Annotated in this window: 19 protein-coding genes; 12 read left to right on the top strand and 7 right to left on the bottom strand. The window is 33.5% G+C overall.

What is annotated here, in order from left to right; all coding sequences use genetic code 11:
* Positions 1 to 163: 163 nt before the first annotated feature.
* Positions 164 to 2,386: an FUSC family protein gene (locus tag ACODSB_RS13140; RefSeq protein ID WP_488937380.1), complete on the bottom strand. Its 2,223-nt coding sequence runs from the start codon at positions 2,384 to 2,386 to the stop codon at positions 164 to 166.
* Between the two features lie 199 nt (positions 2,387 to 2,585).
* Between ACODSB_RS13140 and def the strand changes: the two genes are divergently transcribed.
* The 4 genes from def (at position 2,586) to mazG (ending at position 5,630) form a co-directional block, all read left to right on the top strand.
* A complete protein-coding gene (gene def, locus ACODSB_RS13135) occupies positions 2,586 to 3,176 on the top strand; it encodes a peptide deformylase (protein WP_053473614.1) in 591 nt (196 codons plus the stop codon).
* A 64-nt stretch (positions 3,177 to 3,240) separates the two neighbouring features.
* A complete protein-coding gene (locus ACODSB_RS13130) occupies positions 3,241 to 3,729 on the top strand; it encodes a DUF5606 family protein (RefSeq protein WP_488937379.1) in 489 nt (162 codons plus the stop codon).
* Positions 3,730 to 3,960: 231 nt separating this feature from the next.
* A complete protein-coding gene (locus tag ACODSB_RS13125; RefSeq protein ID WP_488937378.1) occupies positions 3,961 to 4,767 on the top strand; it encodes a carbonic anhydrase in 807 nt (268 codons plus the stop codon).
* Between the two features lie 92 nt (positions 4,768 to 4,859).
* Positions 4,860 to 5,630 carry a nucleoside triphosphate pyrophosphohydrolase gene (mazG, locus tag ACODSB_RS13120; RefSeq protein WP_488937377.1) on the top strand — a complete coding sequence of 257 codons (771 nt, stop codon included), beginning with the start codon at positions 4,860 to 4,862 and terminating at the stop codon, positions 5,628 to 5,630.
* Between the two features lies 1 nt (position 5,631).
* Here the strand turns inward: mazG and ACODSB_RS13115 are convergent, their stop codons facing one another.
* A complete protein-coding gene (locus ACODSB_RS13115) occupies positions 5,632 to 6,312 on the bottom strand; it encodes a Crp/Fnr family transcriptional regulator (RefSeq protein ID WP_488937376.1) in 681 nt (226 codons plus the stop codon).
* A 198-nt stretch (positions 6,313 to 6,510) separates the two neighbouring features.
* On the opposite strand from ACODSB_RS13115, the gene ACODSB_RS13110 reads away from it, so the two are divergent.
* From ACODSB_RS13110 to ACODSB_RS13075, 8 genes are all read left to right on the top strand, one after another.
* Positions 6,511 to 8,898 (top strand): heavy metal translocating P-type ATPase, encoded by a 2,388-nt coding sequence (locus tag ACODSB_RS13110; protein WP_488937375.1) that lies wholly within the window; start codon positions 6,511 to 6,513, stop codon positions 8,896 to 8,898.
* A gap of 115 nt (positions 8,899 to 9,013) precedes the next feature.
* Positions 9,014 to 9,205, top strand: a complete 192-nt coding sequence (ccoS, locus tag ACODSB_RS13105) for a cbb3-type cytochrome oxidase assembly protein CcoS (protein ID WP_053473608.1) — start codon at positions 9,014 to 9,016, stop codon at positions 9,203 to 9,205.
* Positions 9,206 to 9,208: 3 nt separating this feature from the next.
* Entirely contained in the window at positions 9,209 to 11,392 is a 2,184-nt protein-coding gene (gene ccoN, locus ACODSB_RS13100; RefSeq protein WP_488937374.1) for a cytochrome-c oxidase, cbb3-type subunit I, read from the top strand.
* A 7-nt stretch (positions 11,393 to 11,399) separates the two neighbouring features.
* The gene (locus tag ACODSB_RS13095; RefSeq protein ID WP_053473606.1) at positions 11,400 to 11,594 is read left to right on the top strand and encodes a CcoQ/FixQ family Cbb3-type cytochrome c oxidase assembly chaperone; all 195 of its coding nucleotides are present in this window, start codon (positions 11,400 to 11,402) and stop codon (positions 11,592 to 11,594) included.
* Positions 11,595 to 11,596: 2 nt separating this feature from the next.
* Positions 11,597 to 12,535, top strand: a complete 939-nt coding sequence (locus tag ACODSB_RS13090; RefSeq protein WP_488937373.1) for a cbb3-type cytochrome c oxidase N-terminal domain-containing protein — start codon at positions 11,597 to 11,599, stop codon at positions 12,533 to 12,535.
* 10 nt (positions 12,536 to 12,545) lie between these two features.
* Positions 12,546 to 13,964: a cytochrome c oxidase accessory protein CcoG gene (gene ccoG / locus ACODSB_RS13085; RefSeq protein WP_488937372.1), complete on the top strand. Its 1,419-nt coding sequence runs from the start codon at positions 12,546 to 12,548 to the stop codon at positions 13,962 to 13,964.
* A gap of 13 nt (positions 13,965 to 13,977) precedes the next feature.
* The gene (locus tag ACODSB_RS13080) at positions 13,978 to 14,427 is read left to right on the top strand and encodes a FixH family protein (RefSeq protein ID WP_488937371.1); all 450 of its coding nucleotides are present in this window, start codon (positions 13,978 to 13,980) and stop codon (positions 14,425 to 14,427) included.
* Between the two features lie 355 nt (positions 14,428 to 14,782).
* Positions 14,783 to 15,484, top strand: coding sequence for a sulfite exporter TauE/SafE family protein (locus tag ACODSB_RS13075; RefSeq protein ID WP_488937370.1), 702 nt, complete (start codon positions 14,783 to 14,785; stop codon positions 15,482 to 15,484).
* Here ACODSB_RS13075 and hemN read toward each other — a convergent pair.
* The 5 genes from hemN to ACODSB_RS13050 form a co-directional block, all read right to left on the bottom strand.
* Positions 15,481 to 16,845: an oxygen-independent coproporphyrinogen III oxidase gene (hemN, locus tag ACODSB_RS13070; RefSeq protein WP_488937369.1), complete on the bottom strand. Its 1,365-nt coding sequence runs from the start codon at positions 16,843 to 16,845 to the stop codon at positions 15,481 to 15,483. The two genes, ACODSB_RS13075 and hemN, sit on opposite strands and share 4 nt — an antisense overlap.
* 126 nt (positions 16,846 to 16,971) lie before the next feature.
* Positions 16,972 to 17,442, bottom strand: a complete 471-nt coding sequence (locus tag ACODSB_RS13065; RefSeq protein WP_488937368.1) for a hypothetical protein — start codon at positions 17,440 to 17,442, stop codon at positions 16,972 to 16,974.
* 113 nt (positions 17,443 to 17,555) lie between these two features.
* A complete protein-coding gene (locus ACODSB_RS13060; RefSeq protein WP_488937367.1) occupies positions 17,556 to 17,903 on the bottom strand; it encodes a hypothetical protein in 348 nt (115 codons plus the stop codon).
* 114 nt (positions 17,904 to 18,017) lie between these two features.
* Positions 18,018 to 18,440: a DoxX family protein gene (locus ACODSB_RS13055; RefSeq protein WP_073413919.1), complete on the bottom strand. Its 423-nt coding sequence runs from the start codon at positions 18,438 to 18,440 to the stop codon at positions 18,018 to 18,020.
* Positions 18,441 to 18,560: 120 nt separating this feature from the next.
* Positions 18,561 to 20,189, bottom strand: a complete 1,629-nt coding sequence (locus ACODSB_RS13050) for an acyl-CoA carboxylase subunit beta (RefSeq protein WP_053473597.1) — start codon at positions 20,187 to 20,189, stop codon at positions 18,561 to 18,563.
* Positions 20,190 to 20,492 lie beyond the last annotated feature (303 nt).

Below are 20,492 nucleotides of genomic sequence, written 5' to 3'. Positions count from 1 at the left end.
GTGACTGATTTTTATCTTTTTCTACCTACGAAACATTCCTACGGAATGATAAATAGATATCAAAAAGTGATCAATAAAGTCACTAAAAACAAACAAAATAATTATAGTAAAAGAGCTGTCTCTACTTTTGAAACAGCCTCATTTTTTGTTGGTATAAACTCTATTAATTGTTGTTTACAGCTTTTAATTCCTTTGTTATTTTTAAAATTTTCTCCGCAAGATTACTCATCCAGATCAATTGTTCGATAACCATCGAAGCTTCCTGCATTTTAGCCTGACGCGTTTCTTTATCCAGTTCATCGTCTGTTGCAAGGCGCGTAAAATTTTTACGTTTGAGTTCTTCAAATTGCAGCGTCACATCTTCTTTATCAAAAAAAGTATCCGTTATAATCGTTTCATTTCTTAAAATAGAAATCGAATGTTCCAGATTTTGTAAAATAGTTTTTATAATATAATTGAAAGATTCTGATGCCGATGTTGTTTGATGCGATTGAATATAAGTCGATAAAGACGCTAAAGCAGATAAAAGCGAATGATTTAAAACCACCAATTTATTAACCAGCGGCATTGTTTTCTGCTTCGATTTTGGTTCCTGCATCATACGTTGAAAAGAAGTCATTAAATTTCCTATTTCAACAAAGGCATTCTTTCTTGATAATCTGTAAGACGTTGGGATTTCGCCTTTTTTATTATAAAAATCAGCAATTTCTTTAAGATAATTTCGATTTGCACGTATCGAATTTTCAATATGAATTGGCGTATTAATAAATTCCCACGCCGGCCATAAAAACTGATTGGCAATAAAAGCTAAAGTTGCTCCCGCAAGTGAATCTAATATTCTAAACTGAATAACTTCAACTACATTCGGCGTTAAAATTCCGTAAATAAAAACCACATACATCGTTACAAATGTCGCGCTGATTTTATAATTGATCTGTGTAAACGAAATTCCCAAAAGCATACACACAATCGAGAAAATACTCAAAGCAACATGATTTTGAATTACAGAAACAATTCCAAACGCGAGAAGACCGCCTAAAATAGTTCCGAAGATTCTATTGTAAGAACGCTCTTTCGTTAAACCATAACCGGGACGCATGATTACTACAATCGTCAATAAAATCCAGTATACGTTTTGAAACGGCAGAAATTTGCCAATTATAAAACCAATTAAAATCGTAATCGTTAATCTAAGCGAATGCCTGAATATGGACGAAGAATAACTGAAATTTTCAATAAGGGTTCTTATAGGATAATATTGCGGCGTTAAGAATTTTTCTAATTCCTTGTCCTTATCTTTCAACTTGTAAGACTGCATCGCCAGCGAGAAAGCACGCTGAATAATTTTAATTTTTCCAACCTGATTTTTAGCATACTTGAGCATATTGGTCAGCATCAAGACACCTTCTGCAGCTTCTTCTTTACCTAAAGTTTTTTCGTAATCAAAAATGGCAAATTCAAGCGCATCTAATTCATTTTTCAAATCATTTTTATCTACATAAACCGCAATATGATGTACGTTTTTTGAAAGCTTTTTAAGAGTAGAAGCCAGTTTGTAAGCAACATTTTGATACGTACGAAGCACCTCAGGATGTTTGGCAAATTTTTCATGAAGTTTACTGTGATCAAACGACGTGTAAAGCGCCAATTCCTGAATTTCAACCAAAGTAATAAACACCAAAAGCATTTTTCGATTTTGCGTTGTAGTTGCAGATGCATTTTGATTTCCAATAAGCATTTTACGTAAATCCTCATGAATCAAATTCAGGTCAACTTGTATTGCTAATTGTTTTTCTATAATTTTTTGACGATCTGCAGCCGGGCTCCATAAATCACCTCTTAATTTTAAATACTTTGCAGTCAGTTTTATACCCTCGGCAATTTGTAATTCTACATATTTATAAGGCTGTACAAAATGAAAAACCAGTGAAACTATAAGATATAAAATTCCTCCCGTAAAAATAAATCCGGAATATTGGAGAGCTTCCCAACCCGTATGTAAATGCCCAAATGATAAAGAAATCGACAATAAAGCAGAAAACGAAACCAAAGTAGCACGCTGTCCGTAAACTGAAATCATCGAACATAAAAACAATAAAAATCCTAAAAAAGGATAAAATAAAAGAGGAAAGGGATAAGCAAGATTTACTAATAAATTTACACCCGAAACAATTAAAGAAGCAACAATTAAACCTTTGATTTTGTGGCTTAATGAACTCGGAATATCACTTGGATACGTATAAAAAGCACCAAGCGCAATCGTAAAACCTATTTCAAAATGCCCTAAAAAATTCAAAATTACAACAGGTACAACCGAAGCAATAGTAACTTTTGATGCATTTAAAAAAGAAGTGCTGTTGGTAAATTTCGAGATTCGATCAAACATATCGTGAGGTTTACTAGCAAAGTTAAGAATTGTACGAAATATTTTGGCATAATTATAGCGGAGTTTTCCAAAGCATATAAAAATTTGTTATAATGTGCCTTTACAGCTAATCGTTGACTATTTTTTACTATTTTTGCCAGCTGAAATATGTTAACCCTAATATAAGGTTTTCATTAGATAAAACATTAAATAATTACAAATGATTTTACCAATTGTAGGATATGGTGATCCTGTTTTAAGAAAAGTAGGAACGGCAGTTACGCCAGATTATCCAAACTTAAAAGAGACAATAGCAAACATGTATGAAACCATGTATAATGCTTTAGGAGTTGGACTTGCAGCACCGCAGGTTGGTCTTCCTATTCGCCTATTTGTTATTGATACAACTCCTTTTAGCGACGATGAGGATTTACCAGAAAATGAACAGAAAGACTTAAAAGGTTTCAAAAAGACTTTTATCAATGCTAAAATCGTTAAAGAGGAAGGTGAAGAGTGGAGTTTTAATGAAGGATGTTTGAGTATTCCTGACGTTAGAGAAGATGTTTACAGAAAACCAACTGTTACGATTGAGTATTGTGAAGAAGATTTCGTAATGAAAACAGAGGTTTTTGACGGTTTAATCGCAAGAGTTATTCAACACGAGTACGATCATATCGAAGGCATTTTATTTACTGATAAAATATCTTCTTTAAAAAAGCGTTTGATTCAAAAGAAATTAAAAAACATCACCGAAGGCAAGACTTTTCAGGAATACAGAATGAAATTTGCCGCTGCAAAGAAAGGAAGATAAAAAGTTCTAAATAATTAGAACATTAATAAAAAGACAAAAATTCTTAATACTAATTTTAATAAACATGAATTTAGACAAAATTTTAGCCATTTCTGGGAAACCAGGTTTATATGTATTGAAAGTGCAGACTCGTACAGGTTTTGTGGCAGAATCATTATTAGACGGAAAAAAAATTACAGTAAACTTAAAAAGTAACGTAAGCTTACTATCAGAAATTTCAATTTATACACACGAAGGAGAAAAACCATTGACTGAAGTAATGCAAAAAATTGCAGCTAAAGAAAATAAAGGTCAGGCGATTTCTCACAAAGAAGATAATGCAACTTTAGCTGCTTACTTTAAAGAAATTTTACCGGATTATGATGAAGAAAGAGTTTATCCTTCAGATATTAAAAAAGTATTAAACTGGTACAACACACTTCAGGCTAAAGGTTTAGTTACTGATTTAGCTCCAGCTGCTGCTGAAGCTCCGGAAGAAATCCCGGCTGTTGAAGAAAAACCAAAAAAAGCACCAGCTGCTAAAAAGCCAAAAGCTAAAAAAGAAGAAAAATAATTTTTTCTGAATTCAAATATTGATCCCGTTAAGATATTTCTTAACGGGATTTTTTATTTAAAATTAGTTGCTATTTAAGTTTTAAAATATAATTTTGTAAGAAAAATAATATTTCAAAATAACATAAAATTGGATTTGATTGTTTGTGTTTTTGTACATGAATGCATTGTTTTCGCAGTTGTTTTGAAATTGTTTTTTGGCTTTGAAACTAAATTTTAAATGATAGGAAAAATGAAAAAGGGAATAAAAATTTTTGCCGTAATAGCAGCTTTAGTATTAGCGACAGCCTGCAATAACAAATCAAAAGAAACAGAACAATCTGTAACTTCATCAGATACAACAAAAACCGAACACCACAAGAAACATTGGGAATACGAAGGTGAAGCAGGGCCGGAACATTGGTCAGAAATCGATCAGAATGATTGCGGAGGAAAAACACAATCTCCAATTGATATTGTAGAAACAGAAAAAGACAAAACAATAAAACCAATTGATTTTCATTACAGCCAAAAAACTAAAATTCATGATGTTGTCAATAACGGGCACACTATTCAATTTGATTTTGAACCTGGAGATTATATTGTAATCAATGGAGATCAATACGAGCTAAAGCAATTTCATTTTCATGAATCAGCAGAACATACTATAAAAGGTGTGCGATATCCGTTAGAAATTCACATGGTTCATAAAAATAAAGACGGAAAATTTGCCGTAGTTTCTATTATGGCACAAGAAGACAAGAAAAGCAATGAAACTTTTGAATTTCTTGATAAGTATCTGCCTAAAAAAGCCAACGATACTGTAAAAGTTAACAACGATTTTAACATCAATAAAGTTCTTCCTCAAAATAGATCTTTTTACACTTATACGGGTTCATTGACAACACCGCCTTGTACAGAAAGCGTACAATGGTTTATTTTTAAAACTCCAATTGAAGTTTCTATTAAAATGATAACAGATTTAAAAAAGATAATGCCATTGAATAATTTTAGAAATGTTCAGGAATTAAATGGCAGAAAAATTAAAGAGTCAATCTAAATAAAAAGAAGGTATTTTGCCTTCTTTTTTAGTTTAGGAAAGAACCGTTTAATCGACAAATTGTTTTAATTTTGGTATCTTAAAATAAAAAAATGAGCAAAGAACTTCAACTCAAAGCCTTCGAAAGATTATTAATTATCATGGATGAACTTCGTGAGCAATGTCCGTGGGATAAAAAACAGACCTTGCAGACATTAAGGCATTTAACGATTGAAGAAACTTACGAGTTAGGCGATGCCATTTTGGACAACAATTTAAACGAAGTAAAAAAAGAACTCGGAGACTTATTGCTTCACATTGTTTTTTATGCTAAAATAGGTTCAGAAACCAATGATTTTGATATTGCAGATGTCTGCAACGAAATCTGTGATAAATTAATTCACCGTCATCCTCATATTTATTCTGATACGGTTGTAAAAGATGAAGAAGAAGTAAAACAAAACTGGGAGAAACTAAAACTTAAAGAAGGAAAAAAATCTGTTTTAGAAGGAGTTCCAAAAAGTTTGCCCGCATTAGTAAAAGCAAGCCGAATTCAGGATAAAGTAAAAGGAGTTGGTTTTGACTGGGAAGAACCGCATCAGGTTTGGGATAAAGTTCAGGAAGAACTAAACGAATTGCAGGTTGAAGTTCAAGCCGGTGATCAGGATAAAATCGAAGCAGAATTTGGAGATGTTTTATTCTCGATGATAAACTACGCCAGATTTTTAAATGTTAACCCGGAAGATGCTTTAGAACGTACGAATAAAAAATTCATCAAGCGTTTTCAATATTTAGAAAGTAAAGCAGGTGAATTAGGAAAACCTTTAATGGATATGACTCTTGCAGAAATGGATGTTTTTTGGAACGAAGCTAAAAAACAGTAATCTATTCAGCCATTCGTTTTAATGCCTTTACATTTTTAAGCATTATTTTTTTACCAACTAATTCAATTAATTCCAGTTTATTAAAGTCAGATAATAAGCGGATGCAGCTTTCAGTTGCTGTTCCAATTATTCCGGCAAGTTCTTCTCTGGTAAGCTGTACTTTTAGGGTTTTATCTTCATTCTCCCCAAACTCATTATGCAAATGCAATAAAGTTTCTGCCAAACGCTGTTTTACCGTTTTTTGAACCAAAGCAATTTTATCATTTTCAGATTCTTTCAAATCCTCGCATACAGACTGCATCAAATTCAAAGAAAACTGATTATTGTTATTAAAGAAATGTATGATTTCTGATTTCGGAATAAAACAAACTTCCATATCAGCAATAGCTTTTGCAGATAAATTTGCAGGTTCATTGCTAATCATGGAACGCTGTCCTAAAAGTTCTCCCGATTTTACAAGTTTAACGATTTGATCTTTTCCGTTGGCACTCAATTTTGAAAGCTTTCCAACTCCGTCCTTAATGCAGAAAACGCCATTTGTAACATCGCCCTCTTCAAAAATAGCTTCGCCTTTTTTAATCGTATAGGTAGTTTTGCTATTAGCTAATTTTATAACTTCATCTTTATTTAGGGCTTTTAGAGAAGAAAGCTGACGAACAATACATTGATCACATTTATTCATAGCAGGAGTAATTTGGAGCAAAATTAACCAATTCCTGCGGTTTAAAAGTACTTTTACGTTTAAAAATGCGTAGAAAAAGGTATTATTTCAATTTGACAAATTATTTCATTACTTTAGGATTAGATTTCGTTATAACATGATAAATGTCATAGTTATAGTCACTGCCTTTTTTGAATTTTGCAAATTAAAAAACAAATTATGAGCGAGCAGAGTTGTTTTCATTGCGGGCTGACTATTCCTAAAAATGAAGAGATCAATTTTGATGAAAAAAAGTTTTGTTGTACTGGTTGTAAAACAGTTTACGAAATTTTTAGTCAAAATAATTTAACCTGCTATTATGATTTCGAAAAATCACCTGGTGCTACTCCACAGGACATTCAGGGCAAGTATGACTTTTTAGACAACGAAGCAATTTTAGCTAAAGTTCTCGAATTTCACGAAGGAAATACTTCAATAGTTTCATTAAATATTCCGCATATTCACTGCAGTTCATGTATCTGGATTCTCGAAAACCTAAATCGTTTACAACCCGGAATCAGCGCTTCACAAGTTAATTTCCCTGAAAAAAAAGTTCGAATTACCTTCAATTCAGAAACCGTTTCTCTTAAATCAATTGTATACCTATTAAGTTCAATAGGTTACGAACCCTATATTAGTTTAGAAAATTACGAAACAGGTAAAAATAAAGTAGACAGAAGTTTAACTTATAAAGTAGGGGTTGCCTTTTTCTGTTTCGGAAACATTATGCTGCTTTCATTTCCAGAATATTTCGAAATCAAAGAATTCTGGTTAGATAGTTATAAACCGTTTTTCAGGATTTTAATTTTTCTTTTAGCGTTGCCGAGTTTTTTCTATTCTGCAAGCGGTTATTACGTTTCAGCTTATCATAGTATAAGAACCAGAATGTTAAACATTGATATTCCTATTGCTTTAGGGATTATTGTAATGTTTATTCGCAGCAGTTATGATATGCTGATGGATCACGGACCGGGATTTTTTGACAGTTTGGCCAGTTTGGTTTTCTTTATGCTGCTGGGGAAAATGTTTCAAACAAAAACCTATAGTTTTTTAAGTTTCGAAAGAGATTTTAAATCCTATTTTCCAATTGCGGTAACCAGAATCAATACTGATTTTTCAGAAGAAAGCGTTCCAATTTATGACGTTTTAAAAGGAAACAGATTATTGATTCGAAATCAGGAATTAATTCCCGTAGACGGAATTTTAATGAGCGAAAAAGCCGAAATTGATTATAGTTTCGTAACCGGAGAAGCTGTTCCAATCACAAAAAAATCAGGAGATAAAATATTCGCCGGAGGAAAACAAATTGGAAAAGTAATCGAAATGGAAGTACTGCATTCTGTTTCACAAAGTTATCTGACACAATTATGGAGTAACGAAATTTTTCAGAAAAAAGTAGAACAAAAACACAAAACGATTACAGACACTTTAAGCCGCTATTTTACACCTATTTTACTACTAATTGCCTTTGCAGGATTTGGTTACTGGATATTTATCGATGCCAATACTGCTTTTAATGTTTTTACCGCAGTATTAATTGTGGCGTGTCCTTGTGCACTTGCGTTAACGGCCCCGTTTACTTTTGGAAATATTCTCAGAATAATGGGAAAACAAAAAATGTATCTTAAAAACGCCTTAGTAATCGAACAATTGGCTAAAGTTGATACTATTGTTTTTGATAAAACCGGAACGATTACGACTAATAAAAAATCTAATATTCTATACGAAGGAATTGATTTTTCAGATGAAAATTTACAATTAATAAAAAATGTGCTCCGAGGTTCAAATCATCCTTTAAGCAGAATGCTGTATGACTTTTTACCAGAATATGACAGAGTTAAAATTGATGATTTTCAGGAAATTACTGGGAAAGGAATTTTGGCTTTCGCCGAAGAAAAAGAAGTGAAAATAGGGTCTTCGTCATTTGTTGAAAGCCCGATTTTAGACTCTTCAGAAATAGAAAGAACCTCGCTCCATATTAAAATCGACAATACCTATTACGGAAAATTTGTTTTCCAAAATCAATATCGTGAAGGCCTTGAAAAATTGTTTGCAACGCTTAGCAAAGACTATAATATAAAAGTGCTTTCTGGAGATAATGATGGCGAAAGAGAAAATCTCGAAGCTATTTTACCTAAAAATACCGAACTCGTTTTTAACCAAAAACCAGAGCAGAAATTAGAATTTATTAAAAAACTGCAGGAAACTGGGAAGAATGTTATGATGGTTGGAGATGGTTTAAATGATGCCGGAGCCCTGGCGCAAAGTAATATTGGAGTTTCTGTATCCGAAAACGTAAATGTATTTTCTCCGGCCTGCGATGCAATTCTCGATGCAGGTGAATTTTCACGATTAAACTATTTCTTAAAACTTTCTCATAAATCGATCCTGATTATTAAAATGAGTTTTGGCCTGTCACTTCTATATAATATCGTAGGTCTTACGTTTGCTGTTACGGGAAATTTGCTTCCTATTGTTGCGGCAATCATTATGCCTTTAAGTACAATTACGATTGTTAGCTTCGTTACTTTTATGTCTAATTACTTCAGTTGTAAGAATTTAAATTGATTTTACGTAATTTGTAAGATTATTTTACTTAATTTTAACATTCTTCTATAAGCATGATAATTATCATATTTTAAACGCCACTGACCTAGTAATTTTGTTAACATAAATTTACGGTATGAGTGTTATTTATCTTTTAATTTCAGTAAGTATTTTCGTGGCAGTCTGTTTCTTTATTGCCTTTATCGTTGCTGTCAAATCCGGACAATATGATGACGATTATACGCCCTCGGTCAGAATCCTTTTTGATGACGAGACCAAAATTATTTCCCCAAATAATAATTCACCAATCGAAGAAAAACAAGTATAAATTATGGAAATGGAACAGTTTTATTACGACAACAAAATTGTAAAAAAATTCATTTACGCCACCATTCTTTTTGGAGTTGTGGGTATGTTAGTGGGGCTGACCCTGGCGGTTATGTACCTTTTTCCCAATATTACAGATGGGATTTCATGGCTTAGTTATGGTCGTTTAAGGCCTTTACACACAAACGCCGTTATTTTCGCCTTTGTTGGGAATGCTTTTTTTGCAGGAATGTATTATTCAATGCAAAGATTACTAAAAGCCAGAATGTTTAGTGACTTTTTAAGTAATCTGCATTTTTGGGGCTGGCAGTTAATCATTGTCGCCGCAGCCATAACATTACCATTAGGATATACTTCTTCGAAGGAATATGCAGAACTTGAATGGCCTATTGATATTGCTATAGCGTTAATTTGGGTTGTCATGGGAATTAACATGATAGGAACCATGCTGCGCCGTAGAGAGCGTCATTTATATGTAGCAATTTGGTTTTATCTGGCAACATTTGTAACGGTTGCCGTATTACATATCTTTAATAATATCGAAATTCCTGTTTCAGGATTAAAAAGTTATTCCGTATACGCTGGTGTACAGGATGCATTAGTACAATGGTGGTACGGACATAATGCGGTCGCATTTTTCTTAACCACACCATTTTTAGGATTGATGTATTACTTCGTTCCTAAAATTGCAAATCGTCCTATTTACTCTTATAGACTATCTATTATTCACTTTTGGTCTTTAATTTTTATCTATATCTGGGCAGGGCCTCACCACTTATTATATTCAGCATTACCAAACTGGGCCCAAAATTTAGGTGTAGCATTTTCAATAATGCTTATCGCTCCATCTTGGGGAGGTATGATCAACGGACTTTTAACTTTAAGAGGTGCATGGGATAAAGTTCGTGAAGAACCAGTTTTGAAATTCTTCGTAGTAGCCATTACAGGTTACGGAATGGCGACTTTTGAAGGACCAATGTTATCGCTGAAAAATGTAAATGCTATTGCGCATTATACAGACTGGATCGTTGCACACGTACACGTTGGTGCATTAGCATGGAACGGATTTATGTCATTTGCTATTATTTACTGGTTGATTCCACGAATGACAAAAACAGCATTATTCTCTAAGAAATTAGCAAACTTCCATTTCTGGATTGGTACCCTTGGTATTATTGTATATACAATTCCGTTATATGTGGCTGGTTTTCAACAAGCATCAATGTGGAAACAATTTAATCCAGACGGAACTTTAACTTACGGAAACTTCCTTGAAACTGTAACTGCAATTATGCCAATGTATTGGATGAGAGCAATTGGAGGTAGTTTGTATCTAATAGGAATGCTGACATTGGTATACAACATTATCATGACAGTTAGAGCTGGTGAAACAATCGAAGATGAATTAGCACAAGCTCCGGCATTACAAAAAATCAGCAGTAATAGATTAAGTGGCGAAAGATTCCATTCATGGTTAGAAAGAAAACCAATCCAGTTAACCATTTTAGCTACAATTGCTATTTTAATTGGAGGAGTTATTCAGATCGTACCAACAATTATGGTGAAATCTAATATTCCAACTATTTCAAGTGTAAAACCATATACACCATTAGAACTTGAAGGACGTGATTTATACATCAGAGAAGGCTGTGTGGGTTGTCACTCACAATCAGTTCGTCCGTTTAGAAGTGAAGTGGAACGTTATGGACCTCAGTCAAAAGCAGGAGAATTTGTTTGCGATCATCCATTCTTATGGGGATCAAAACGTACAGGTCCGGATTTGTTAAGAGTAGGAGGTAAATACAATGATAACTGGCACTTTAACCACATGTGGAATCCGCAAAGTACATCTGCAGGATCAATAATGCCGGGTTATAAATGGTTATTTGATAATAAACCTTTAGACATTTCATTGACCCAAAAGAAAATGAACGTCATGATTTCACTTGGAGTTCCTTATTCGGCAGAAGAAGTTGCAAACGCACAAAAAACTTTAAGAGATCAGGCGGTTAAAATTGAGAAAAGTTTAGAAAATGATCCTGACTTTGTAAAAAGTTATGAAAAAAGCCGTGAAAAAGCAGCTGCAACAGGTGAAAAATTCATTCCGATGAATGAAAGAGAAATTGTCGCTTTGATTGCTTATATACAAAGACTTGGTACTGATATTAAAGTAAAAGAAACTAAATAACAGCATTATGTTTGAACAAATAAAACACAATATGGAAACGATATCGGGTGTAGAAATTTACCCGATACTTTCCCTCTTGATTTTCTTCTTTTTTTTCGTAGGATTAGGCATTTGGGTGTTCTCTTATAAAAAAGATAAAATTCAGGAAATGAGTAATATACCTTTAGAAGAAGGGCAAGTTATAATCTCAAAAGATAGATAAAAATGAAAAAGTTTTTCCCAGTATATGTTAGAGTACCGCTGATTTTCTTCATCGTATTCGCTTTGATGGAATATTGCATAGATTCAGGCGACAGACCTGCTTTTATAAAATACCCAATGGTATCTGTCTTTTTACTTGTTTTTCTGTTTATTTTAATTGCTATCGAAGTTACACTTACTGCTGTAAATAAGGTAATGTATCAACTATTGTCGCCAGAAGAAAAAGCAAAATTAGATTACGAAAATAGTTTAAGTCTTCAAGAAAGTACTTGGTTCAAAGAATTAATGCATAAGCTTACTAAGACAGAACCAATGTCTAAAGAAGCTGATTTATTGATGGATCATGATTATGACGGAATCAAAGAGCTTGATAATAATTTACCGCCGTGGTGGGTTTACTTATTCTATATCTGTATCATTTTTGGAGTAATCTATGTAGTCCGTTACGATGTTTTAGGAGCCGATGATCAGGAAATGGAACTTAAAAAAGAAATGGCACAAGCTAAAATTGATGTTGAAGAATACTTAAAAACAGGTCCGGATTTAATGGATGAAAAAACGGTTGTTTTACTGACTGATGATGCAAGTTTAGCAGAAGGAAAAGAAATTTTCGCAATGAATTGTGCGGCTTGTCACAGAGCAGATGCAGGAGGGCAAATTGGACCTAACTTAACAGATGATCATTGGATTTTAGGTGGAGGTATTAAAAATGTATTTCACACTATTACCAATGGTGGACGTGATGGAAAAGGAATGGTTTCCTGGAAAACAAATGGTATGAAACCAAAAGAAATTCAAAAAGTGGCGAGTTACATTTTATCACTGCAAGGATCAAATCCAAAAGATCCAAAAGCGCCGGAAGGAGAAGTTTGGGTAGACGAAAGTGCGCCTAAAACAGATGCAGCAGCTGCAAAAAAAGATACCACAGCAGTTAAAAAATAATTAGAATATCATGTCAAATTTACCAGACGAAGCTTTTAGAGATACCATTGGAACTATAGATGAAGGTGGTAAAAGGAAATTTATCTTTCCGAAGAAACCGTCTGGTAAATTTTATGATTACCGTAAAATTGTCAGTTATGTTTTATTGGCAATTTTAATAATAAATCCGTTTATAAAAGTAAACGGAAACCAGTTTATGATGTTCAATATCATTGAACGTCGTTTTAATATCTTCGGCTTCCCTTTTTGGCCGCAGGATTTCTACCTCTTTGTAATTTCAATGCTTATTGGAGTTGTCTTTGTACTTTTATTTACCGTTGTTTTTGGCCGAATATTTTGCGGATGGATTTGTCCGCAGACCATTTTTCTTGAAATGGTTTTTCGCCGAATCGAATATTGGATTGATGGTGACCGCGGCTCACAATCACGCTTGGCAAGAATGGAATGGAACGCTGAAAAAATCAGAAAAAGATTGACTAAATGGACAATTTTCTTTTTGATCTCTTTTGGAATTGCAAATATTTTTCTGGCTTATTTAGTAGGAAGTGATTCTTTACTATTAATGGTTGAGCAAGGCCCAATTCAGCAAGCAAGTAATTTTATTGCACTACTTATTTTTACCGGAGTTTTCTATTTTGTTTTTGTCTGGTTCCGTGAACAGGTTTGTATAATTGCCTGTCCTTACGGAAGGCTGCAGGGCGTTCTTTTAGATAATAAATCTATAAACGTTGCGTACGATTTTGTGAGAGGAGAAAAAGAAGCGGGAAGAGCAAAATTCAATAAAAAAGAAGATCGAGCTTCAACCGGAAAAGGAGATTGTATTGACTGCCTTCAATGTGTTCATGTCTGCCCAATGGGAATTGACATTAGAAACGGAACTCAGTTAGAATGTACAAACTGCACCGCATGTATTGACGAATGCGATCATATAATGGAAAGTGTAGGATTGCCAAAAGGTCTTATTCGTTACGCATCAGAAGATGAAATCGTTAAAAAAGAGCCTTTTAAATTTACTGCCAGAATGAAAGGTTACAGTGCGGTTCTTTTTATTTTGATGGGTATTTTTGTTGGAATGTTATTTTTAAGAACTGATGTTCAGGCCGTTATTCTGCGTTTACCCGGACAGCTTTTTCAACATAAAGGAGATAAAATAAGTAATGTTTATACCTATAAAATTGTCAACAAAACCATGAAAGATTATAACGATATTCATTTTGAATTAATCGATCAGAAAGGTGAAATTAACAATGTAGGGAAAGAGCATTTTAAAGTGGCAAAAGAAGCTATTTCACAAGGAACTTTATTTATAGAAATAGAGGAAGTTTTACTGGAAAGTGATAAAACGAATGTAAAAATTGGTGTGTATAACGGCAAGGAACTGCTCGAAACCACCACTACAAATTTCTTAGGGCCACGAAGTTTTAATTAAAATATACACTATTATGAAAATTAATTGGGGAACCGGAATTGTCATTGCATTTGCTTTGTTTATGACGTTTATATTATACTTTGTTTTTGAAGTACAATCGAACAGTAAATACGATAACGACTTGGTTGTAGAAGAATATTACAAACACGACACGCATTTTCAGGAAGAAATGGCCAGAATTCAAAATGCGCATGATTTACAGCATAAACCTTCAGTAAAGTTTCAAGAAGATGGTGTAAAAGTTACTTTTCCTGCCACTTTTGAAAGTGATAAAATAAAAGGAAATATTTTGTTATACCGACCTTCAAACAAGAAATTCGATTTTAATACTGAAATCGCTTTGACGAATTCTTCATTATTAATTCCGCATAAAAAACTAATCAAAGGTCGTTGGGATGTTAATATGGAATGGCAGTATGAAGGTAAAAAATACCTGACAAAAGAAGTTATTTACGTAAACTGATTTAGTCTTTTTTTGTGTGAAAAGTATAGTCCCTACGGGACAATAGAATACTAGAGTATTTCTTTTTTACCGATATTTTATCTCTACGAGATATGTTTGAATAATATGCTGTCAAAGGAAAATATCGCTAATTTAAATAAGATCTGCTCCGTTAGGAGCAACATATAGGTAGAAAAAAACATATTAATGATGTAAATGTCCCGTAGGGACTACAGTATTTTACATATATAAAATTTTTACGAGATATGTTCCGTTAGGAACAACTGATTGGTAGAAAAAATATAAAATTTCATAAAAAAGTGTCCCGTAGGGACACATGATAACCGAAAATTTGACAACAAAAAATAAATAAAAAATGTTATTTTCAGCTTTGGTATTAGGTCTTATCAGCAGTCTGCATTGTGTTGGCATGTGCGGACCAATTGCTATGATGCTTCCAGTTGATCATCGGAATGAAGCTAAAAAAGTAACACAGATTATAACGTATCATTTAGGAAGATTAACCGCTTATTCAACAATTGGTTTAATCTTCGGATTACTGGGAAGAGGTTTTTTCTTAGCAGGAATGCAGCAAAAAATGTCTGTTTTTATTGGTATTGCAATGATTTTAATTGCTCTGATACCTGAAAAAGTATTCGCTAAATACAATTTCTCAAAACCTGTTTACAAAGTAATTTCCAATATAAAATCAAGCTTAGGAAGTCAGTTTAAAAAGAAAAGCTACAAATCACTTTTTACAATTGGTTTGTTAAACGGATTCCTGCCATGCGGAATGGTGTATGTGGCCTTATTTGGAGCAATTGCCATGCAGAGTGCCGGCTTTGGAGTTTTATATATGTTTTTATACGGATTAGGAACAATTCCGCTAATGACCGTTGTAGTGTACGTCAACTCATTATTAAAATTACCATTTCGAAATAAAATTCAAAAAGCAATTCCTTATGTTGCCGTTATAATTGGAGTATTATTTATTCTAAGAGGTTTAGGTTTAGGAATTCCCTATTTATCTCCTTCAAATATGAGTTTGTTTGTTCAGGGAACTCCTAATTGTCATTAAACGGTCATCGAAAACAAGTTCGTTTCCGGTGATTTTCTTTTTAAATGTAAATCAAAAGCCATACAAATGTTGCGGACAAATGGTCTTCCCGCTTCAGTAATTTTGATTCTGTTTTCTTCAATTACAATTAATTGATCGTTTTCTATTTCTTTTAAAGCCGTTAAAACTTGTGGCAATTCTTTAAAATATAAAGAATCGTCACTCCAGGAAGTTTCAAGATCGCAGGTTAAATTTAGAATATGTTTTCTAATGATAAGGTCTTCATCGGTTAAAATGTGACCTTTTACAACCGGAAGCTGATCCCATTCTAATAACTGATAATAATCTTCCAGATTTTTAGTGTTTTGTGCAAAACCATACCAGCTGTCGCTGATTGAAGAAACACCTAAACCAATCATAAGTTGTGTTTTTGAAGCACTATAACCCATAAAATTTCGATGCATTTTTTTGTTGTGCGCAGCATGAAATAAACTGTCTGAAGATAAAGCAAAATGATCCATTCCAATTTCATTATAACCATTGGTTGAAAGCAATTGTTTGCCAATTTCATAAAGCTGTCGTTTTTCAGCATCTTTTGGAAGATTTTCATCGTTGAATCCGCGTTGTCCATTTCCTTTAATCCACGGAACATGAGCATAGCTGTAAAATGCCAGTCTATCTGGTTTTAAGGAATTTGTTTTCTCAACCGTATCAACAACATCATCTAACGTTTGAAAAGGAAGTCCGAATATAATATCGTGCCCGATAGATTTATAACCAATTTCTTTTGCCCAAAAAGTAACTTTGGCAACATTATGAAAAGGCTGAATTCGATTAATGGCTTTCTGTACTTTTTCTGAATAATCCTGAACACCAAAACTCACTCGGCGAAAGCCCAAATCATATAATTTTTTGAGTTGCTCGTAAGTTGTATTATTAGGATGTCCTTCAAAACTAAATTCATGATTTTCAGCTTTATTTGCGAAGCTGAAAATACCATTGATAAGATGTTCTAAATTATTGGTTGAAAAAAAAGTAGGCGTTCCTCCGCCTAAATGTATTTCTTTAATAAAAGGTTTTTCGGGCAGTTGTTTACAATACAAACTCCATTCTTTTAAAAGAGCCTGAATGTATTTTTCTTCGACAGAATGATTTTTAGTAATTCGTTTGTTGCATCCGCAAAAGGTGCACATACTTTCGCAAAAAGGAAGATGAATATATAGACTAATTCCATTTTTTGAATTGCTTTCGGCAAATGCTTTTTGAAAAGATGTTTTCCATTCCTCAACTGTGAAAGCGGTTTCATTCCAATAAGGAACCGTAGGATAACTCGTGTATCTTGGGCCAGGTACATTGTATTTCTGGGTCAATGAAATTTTCATAAAGACGGATTTAGTTTATATCAAAATTACTGTTTGAACCACAGACATAAAATGACAAATATCATGTATGAGACAAAAAAAAGAGACTCATAAAGAGCCTCTTTCTACTGAATTAAATAACTAACACTAAATAGAATCCTGAATGATTTTAAGCCATTTTTTCGCAAACATATGATCCTGATAGGCGCTTATTTGTTTGATGCAGTCATCATCAAAATCATAGAATGAAATTGTAATTTTTTTAGAAGTTTCTCTATCCTGAAATTCATAATCAATTTTTACAATTGTATCTGAGTTTCCTTCTGTAGTTAAAACTAATTTGCAAGATGAAACACTTTTCAAATCGACATAAGTTGATTCTTGTTGATTTGGATTGAAGTTCATCAAAATAAACTTTCTGTTTTTTTGATCGATCGTTAACGTTTTATTGCTTTGAGATTCAGTCAAATCAAATTCCTGAGGATTGTTTGGATTGAATTTCTTCTTGATGTCTAAAATTTTTGTTTTGTTTGCTTTGCTCGATCGTGCTGAAAAATATATGGGAATGGCTACTATGACCGCAATCACAATACCAATTATGGTTACACTTGTTTCCATGTTTCTTTTTTTAAAATTTGGTAAATAATATGAAATGGTAAACAGTTTCGGGATAGAAACGGTTTAATTGCTGATGAAGAATTGCTTCTCCGGATTAAAATTTCAAAGTTTAATTACCAAAAAAAATGGAAGGCGTAGAGCATTAATGAGATTTTTTTGCTCTGTGCAGGAAATGGGTTTGTAAAGTTAAAGGCTGATTTTATTACTTTATGCTGTGGAACAACTATAAGTAACGAATCAAACCATTTAATTGACGCGAGATGATCTGTCTTAATATTTGCCAAAAAGTGATAGCTTCCCTGAGGCTGAATAAATGCTGATGAATCTGCGGTTTCTTTAGAGAAATTGGTATCCGTTTTTTGGGTTTCCGCTTTTTGCACAGGAAGTTCGTTTGCCTGAGCGGCAAAAAGTCCTATGATCAAAAGTGATACAAAAAGTATGGTTTTACGAATCCAATTCATGGTGGCGAATTTAGTTCATAAAACACAATAAATAAAATTTTAAGTGCTAATTACTTCTTAAAAATGACTTTAATATTTTATCCTCAACTTTTAAAAGTTGAGGATAAAATATTTTTATTGCTGCATTTTAAAATAATAATCGGCTGAATGTTTTCCTCCTCCGTAGAATAAGAAGAAGATGCAAAGTAAAAGAACTACTATTGCTAAAGCTAAGCTTTCAGAATGCATGTGTCCCATAAAGTTTACGAGAACGGCTCCAAATAGTATTGGTAATTGAGCTGCAATTGCCCAGCGGGTAAGTAGCCCAAAAACAATCATTATGCCTCCAATCATGTGTGCCGGCGCGATATAATGCAGAAGAAACATTCCGCCTCCGAACCGATCAATTGGAGATATTAAATCATGTAAATACTGAACGTTTGTTACAAAAGAAATGCCTTTCATAAATAAAAAAACACCCAATATTATACGTACTAAATCTACTGGTAAATAAGTATGGGCATTTGCCCACTTATTTAAGCTTTTGACATTTTCCATGATACTACGTGATTAAAAATTATATATAAAGTTACTAATTTTTAATGATATGTTTAATTTAAGTATCTGAAAATAAGTTTTTTACTATTTATTTAACACGTTATCTATAATTGTGGAATATTAAACCTGAATTACGCCCAGATTAAATGGTTTTTGAATAGGAGCGTGGTTGGCAGCTTCGATTCCCATTGAGATCCATTTGCGGGTATCCAGCGGATCGATAATTGCATCTGTCCATAATCTTGATGCGGCATAATAAGGCGAAGTCTGCTCGTCGTAACGTGCTTTTATTTTGTTGAAAAGTTCTGTTTCTTTAGCTTCGTCAACAACTTCTCCTTTTGCTTTAAGCGAAGAAGCTTCGATTTGTGCTAAAACTTTAGCAGCCTGTGTTCCGCCCATAACGGCAAGTTCTGCACTTGGCCAGGCAAATATTAATCTTGGGTCATACGCTTTTCCGCACATAGCATAGTTTCCTGCTCCATAAGAATTCCCTACAATTACAGTAAATTTTGGTACAACCGAATTACTTACGGCATTTACCATTTTGGCACCATCTTTAATAATTCCGCCATGTTCTGATTTTGAACCTACCATAAATCCGGTAACGTCTTGTAAAAATACCAACGGAATTTTCTTTTGATTACAGTTAGCAATAAAACGAGTTGCTTTATCGGCACTATCAGAATAAATTACACCGCCAAACTGCATTTCGCCTTTTTTGGTTTTTACGACTTTACGCTGATTGGCTACAATACCAACTGCCCAGCCGTCAATTCGGGCATAACCCGTAATTAACGATTGACCGTAACCATCTTTATAAGCTTCAAATTCTGAATTATCGACCAAACGATTGATGATTTCCATCATATCGTATTGTTCGTTTCTCGCTTTTGGTAAAATTCCGTAAATGTCTTTTGGTTCTAAAGCAGGTTTTTCAGCTTTGATTCGGCTGTATCCCGCTTTATCAAAATCGCCAATTTTATCGACTATATTTTTGATTTTATCTAAAGCGTCTTTATCATCTTTAGCTTTATAATCAGTCACTCCAGAAATTTCGCAATGTGTTGTTGCGCCGCCTAAAGTTTCATTATCAATCGTTTCGCCAATAGCAGCTTTAACCAAATAACTTCCAGCAAGGAAAATACTGCCTGTTTTGTCTACAATTAAAGCTTCATCGCTCATAATTGGCAGATAAGCACCTCCGGCAACACAGCTTCCCATAACAGCAGCGATTTGCGTTATTCCCATACTGCTCATTTGAGCGTTATTTCTAAAGATGCGTCCGAAATGTTCTTTGTCAGGAAAAATTTCATCCTGCATTGGCAGATAAACTCCGGCGCTGTCTACTAAATAAATAATAGGAAGTCTGTTTTCCATTGCAATTTCCTGTGCACGCAGGTTTTTTTTACCTGTAATAGGAAACCATGCACCAGCTTTTACGGTAGCATCATTAGCAACGACAATACATTGTTTCCCTCTTATATATCCTATTTTAATAACAACTCCGCCGGAAGGGCATCCGCCATGTTCAGCGTACATTCCTTCTCCGGCAAAACCGCCAATTTCAATATTTTCTGAATTTTCATCTAATAAATAAGCGATACGCTCACGAGCCGTCATCTTTCCTTCGGCATGTAGTTTTTCGATTCGTTTTTCGCCGCCGCCTAGTTTTACTTTGGCAAATTTTTGTTTTAGTTCTGAAAGTAATAGTTTATTGTGATCTTCGTTTTTATTGAAGTTTAAATCCATGATATAATATTGATTTTACAAAATAGTGTTGGCTAATTTACAAAATCCATTGAAATAAACCGATTGCTTTGTGAATTAAGAAAAAGTTTATGTTATCCTGTTTTTTTATTTAAACACATAGAGCATAGGATTTATAGTTTAAAGAAGAGAATAAAAAAGAAACTAGTTTCTAACACATATCTGATACTATGTTTGTTTAAACAAGTGAAACGCCTTTTTAAGCTTGCTAAATCTATGTTTCTATGTGTTAAAACTAATTACACCAATTATTTTTCTTTAATTTGCTTTTTCATACTAACTAGT

This window comes from Flavobacterium sp. FG68 (genome assembly GCF_057808895.1).
This window is presented reverse-complemented; position numbering and strand designations above follow the sequence as displayed.

What these genes read in the sequence shown, in the direction of transcription:
- ACODSB_RS13140 (WP_488937380.1), bottom strand. Translation starts at nt 2,386, where the DNA reads ATGTTTGATCGAATCTCGAAATTTACCAACAGCACTTCTTTTTTAAAT.
- def (WP_053473614.1), top strand. Translation starts at nt 2,586, where the DNA reads ATGATTTTACCAATTGTAGGATATGGTGATCCTGTTTTAAGAAAAGTA.
- ACODSB_RS13130 (WP_488937379.1), top strand. Translation starts at nt 3,241, where the DNA reads ATGAATTTAGACAAAATTTTAGCCATTTCTGGGAAACCAGGTTTATAT.
- ACODSB_RS13125 (WP_488937378.1), top strand. Translation starts at nt 3,961, where the DNA reads ATGAAAAAGGGAATAAAAATTTTTGCCGTAATAGCAGCTTTAGTATTA.
- mazG (WP_488937377.1), top strand. Translation starts at nt 4,860, where the DNA reads ATGAGCAAAGAACTTCAACTCAAAGCCTTCGAAAGATTATTAATTATC.
- ACODSB_RS13115 (WP_488937376.1), bottom strand. Translation starts at nt 6,312, where the DNA reads ATGAATAAATGTGATCAATGTATTGTTCGTCAGCTTTCTTCTCTAAAA.
- ACODSB_RS13110 (WP_488937375.1), top strand. Translation starts at nt 6,511, where the DNA reads ATGAGCGAGCAGAGTTGTTTTCATTGCGGGCTGACTATTCCTAAAAAT.
- ccoS (WP_053473608.1), top strand. Translation starts at nt 9,014, where the DNA reads ATGAGTGTTATTTATCTTTTAATTTCAGTAAGTATTTTCGTGGCAGTC.
- ccoN (WP_488937374.1), top strand. Translation starts at nt 9,209, where the DNA reads ATGGAAATGGAACAGTTTTATTACGACAACAAAATTGTAAAAAAATTC.
- ACODSB_RS13095 (WP_053473606.1), top strand. Translation starts at nt 11,400, where the DNA reads ATGTTTGAACAAATAAAACACAATATGGAAACGATATCGGGTGTAGAA.
- ACODSB_RS13090 (WP_488937373.1), top strand. Translation starts at nt 11,597, where the DNA reads ATGAAAAAGTTTTTCCCAGTATATGTTAGAGTACCGCTGATTTTCTTC.
- ccoG (WP_488937372.1), top strand. Translation starts at nt 12,546, where the DNA reads ATGTCAAATTTACCAGACGAAGCTTTTAGAGATACCATTGGAACTATA.
- ACODSB_RS13080 (WP_488937371.1), top strand. Translation starts at nt 13,978, where the DNA reads ATGAAAATTAATTGGGGAACCGGAATTGTCATTGCATTTGCTTTGTTT.
- ACODSB_RS13075 (WP_488937370.1), top strand. Translation starts at nt 14,783, where the DNA reads ATGTTATTTTCAGCTTTGGTATTAGGTCTTATCAGCAGTCTGCATTGT.
- hemN (WP_488937369.1), bottom strand. Translation starts at nt 16,845, where the DNA reads ATGAAAATTTCATTGACCCAGAAATACAATGTACCTGGCCCAAGATAC.
- ACODSB_RS13065 (WP_488937368.1), bottom strand. Translation starts at nt 17,442, where the DNA reads ATGGAAACAAGTGTAACCATAATTGGTATTGTGATTGCGGTCATAGTA.
- ACODSB_RS13060 (WP_488937367.1), bottom strand. Translation starts at nt 17,903, where the DNA reads ATGAATTGGATTCGTAAAACCATACTTTTTGTATCACTTTTGATCATA.
- ACODSB_RS13055 (WP_073413919.1), bottom strand. Translation starts at nt 18,440, where the DNA reads ATGGAAAATGTCAAAAGCTTAAATAAGTGGGCAAATGCCCATACTTAT.
- ACODSB_RS13050 (WP_053473597.1), bottom strand. Translation starts at nt 20,189, where the DNA reads ATGGATTTAAACTTCAATAAAAACGAAGATCACAATAAACTATTACTT.